Source organism: Saccharopolyspora elongata, assembly GCF_004348985.1.
GTDB classification, from domain to species: Bacteria; Actinomycetota; Actinomycetes; order Mycobacteriales; family Pseudonocardiaceae; genus Saccharopolyspora; species Saccharopolyspora elongata.
The window spans coordinates 1-2,913 of sequence record NZ_SMKW01000192.1; the positions used below are offsets into that span (position 1 = coordinate 1).

General features: G+C 63.5%; 4 protein-coding genes. All 4 read right to left on the reverse strand.

Translation table 11 applies throughout. The features are described 5' to 3' along the window. On the reverse strand, window positions 1-371 hold a 371-nt coding region (locus E1288_RS46140), incomplete at its 3' end, for an ABC transporter permease subunit (RefSeq protein ID WP_165968640.1). After that, a complete protein-coding gene (locus E1288_RS46145) occupies window positions 368-1,018 on the reverse strand; it encodes an amino acid ABC transporter permease (RefSeq protein ID WP_132495651.1) in 651 nt (216 codons plus the stop codon). The genes E1288_RS46140 and E1288_RS46145, both read right to left, overlap by 4 nt. 67 nt (window positions 1,019-1,085) lie before the next feature. Further along, the gene (locus tag E1288_RS46150) at window positions 1,086-1,988 is read right to left on the reverse strand and encodes a glutamate ABC transporter substrate-binding protein (protein ID WP_132495653.1); all 903 of its coding nucleotides are present in this window, start codon (window positions 1,986-1,988) and stop codon (window positions 1,086-1,088) included. 48 nt (window positions 1,989-2,036) lie between these two features. Next, window positions 2,037-2,762: an amino acid ABC transporter ATP-binding protein gene (locus E1288_RS46155; protein WP_408014322.1), complete on the reverse strand. Its 726-nt coding sequence runs from the start codon at window positions 2,760-2,762 to the stop codon at window positions 2,037-2,039. Window positions 2,763-2,913 lie beyond the last annotated feature (151 nt).

Consider the following 2,913-nt stretch of genomic DNA (forward strand, 5'->3'; position numbering starts at 1 on the left):
CCGTAGTAGAAGAAGAACATCAGGATCAGCATCGGAACCGCACGGAAGGTCTCCACCACCACCGTGGCCGGTGCCCGAACCCAGGCATGGTCGCTGATTCGCGCCGATGCGAACACCGCACCGAACACGATCGCGAGGACCGCCGCAATTCCCGCTGCCCGCAGCGTGTTCCACAAACCTTCGAGAAGCTGATGCTGGATCGCGATGTACTGGAACTGCTCCCACCGGCGCAGCTCGAACTGCCCGGAATCGTACAGCCGATAGATGATCCAGCCGATCGCGGCAACCAGAACAGCCACCACCACCACATCGGCGATCCTGTTCCTGACCACGGCCCGTGGGCCAGGTGCGTCGTAGAGCACGTGGTTCATGCCGGCACCGCCGCCCGTCGTTCGGCCCACCGCTGAGCGAGTACCAGCGGAAGGATCAGGATCAGGAAACCGACCGTGATCCAGAACAACGTGACCATTTGATTCTCCCCGCGCTCAGCCATCGCCGCAGGAATCGATCCGGCCTCCACCACCGAGAATCCAGCAGCGATAGTGGTGTTCTTCAGCAGCGCGATCGCCGTACTCGTCAACGGCGGCATGATTGCGCGGAAGGCCTGTGGCAAGACCACGATCCCCAGGACCTGGGGGAATGTCATGCCGACCGAGCGCGCGGCCTCCGCCTGCCCCGCGGGCACGGTGTTGATACCCGACCGCACCACCTCGCAGACGAAGGCGCTCGTGTACGCGGTGAGCGCCGCAATCGCCGCCCAGAAGAAGGAGGGCAGCTCGATGCCCATCTTCGGAGCGGCGAACACGAGGAAGGCGAACACCAACACCAGCGGAGTGCTGCGCATCGTGTTGACGTAACCGGTGCCGACCGCTCTCAGCGCCGGAAACGAGGACACTCGGCAGGCCGCCAGAAGCGTTCCCACCATCAAACTCAGCGCCCCGGCGACCAGGAACAGATTGATCGTAGTCAGGAAACCGATGCGGAACAGTTCCCAGTTTTCTAGGAGAACAGAGGACATCGCCGCTCCGTCATGAATGAGGACAAGATCCGCAACCGGTACAGGACCGCCCGCGGATCGCAGATGGTCAGTACCGCTCGGGCGCCGGCGGAACCGCCGGGATCCCGGACTTGCCCAGGGTCGAGTCGTAGAGCTTCTGCCACGTGCCATCGGCGGCAGCCTTGGCCAGCACGTCGTTCATCGCTTCCCGCAGCGGTTTGTCCGTCAGCGCCAGGCCGATGCCGTACTTCTCCTCGCTGAAGGTCTCCCCGACCAACTTCAGCTCGTCCGGCGAGGCCGCCGCGTACCCCTTCAGGATCGCGTCGTCGGTGGTGTTGGTGTCCACTTTGCCGTCGAGCAGCTGGGAAACGCATTCCGAGCCGGTCTTGAACTCGACGATGTTCCCGGGTTCGGTCAACCCCATGTCCCTCACCCGCTGGATCGAGGTGGTCCCCGTCGCGGAGCAGACCTTCTTCCCCTTGAGGGTGTCCTTCCCGGTGATGTCCTTCTCGTCCTTGCGCACGAGCAGGCTCTGGCCGGCGATGATGTACGGCCCGGCGAAGGAGATCTGTTCCTTGCGCTTGTCGTTGATGGTGTAGCTGCCGACGTAGTAGTCGACCTCGCCCGCTTGGATCGCTGCTTCCCGGTTCGCCGAGGGGATCTCCTTGTACTCGATTGACCCGGGATCGAAACCGAGGCCTGCCGACATCAATCGCGCGATCTCCACGTCGAAGCCGCAGCGATTTCCACTCGCATCCTTGTAGGCGAGACCGGGCTGGTCCGCCTTCACACCGACCACCACGTGGCCGCGGCCGCTGATCCTGGCGAAGGTCGGACTGTCGGTGAGGTTGATGCCGTTGGCGACGACCAACTGTGCCGGCGGACCGCACGCACCGGCTGCCGATCCCCCTGGAGTGCCCTCTTTTCCGCACCCGGTGGCCACGAGGGTGACGGCCAATGCGCCTGCGATGGACAAGTTTCGGATCTTCATGGGGCATGTCCTTTCAAAAGTGGACAAGGATCGCGGGAACTCCAGCGCTCAGTGGGTGAGGATCTTGCCCAGGAAGTCCTGTGCGCGCCGGGACGACGGGGCGGTGAAGAACGCGTCGGGATCCGCCTCTTCGACGATTTCACCGTCGGACATGAATACGACGCGGTCCGCGGCGCGACGCGCGAAGCCCATCTCATGGGTGACGACGACCATCGTCATGCCTTGCTCCACGAGGTCTGTCATCACGTCCAGGACCTCTTGGACCATCTCGGGGTCCAGTGCAGAGGTCGGTTCGTCGAACATGAGGACTTTCGGGTCCATTGCCAGTGCCCGTGCGATCGCCACCCGTTGCTGCTGGCCGCCTGAGAGCTGGGCCGGGTACTTGTTCGCCTGATCGGCGACACCGACCCTCTCCAGCAACCGCATGGCCTTTTCCTTGGCCACGGTCCGATCGACCTTGCGTACCTTGACCGGCCCCAGCACGACGTTCTCGAGAACGGACTTGTGCGCGAAGAGATTGAACGACTGAAAGACCATGCCGACGTCGGCGCGAAGTTGGGCGAGCGCTTTCCCCTCCGAGGGCAGCGGGTCACCATCGATGGTGATCACACCCGAATCGATGCGCTCGAGCCGGTTGATCGTGCGGCACAGCGTGGACTTCCCGGAGCCAGATGGTCCGAGTACGACGACGACGTCGCCCTTGCCGATGGTCAGGTCGACGTCCTTGAGCACGTGCGCTTTGCCGAACCGCTTGTTGACGCCGGCCAAGGCCACGAGACCAGTCGAACGGCCCACGGGGAATTTCCTCATGATGCTTCCACCAAGCCCTTCGGCCACGCACTGGCGGCCGCGTCGGAAGGAGATGACATGGCCCGCTCCACCTGTGCGATGCGGGACGTGAAGTTGGACAGAGTTTGCCTCTCAG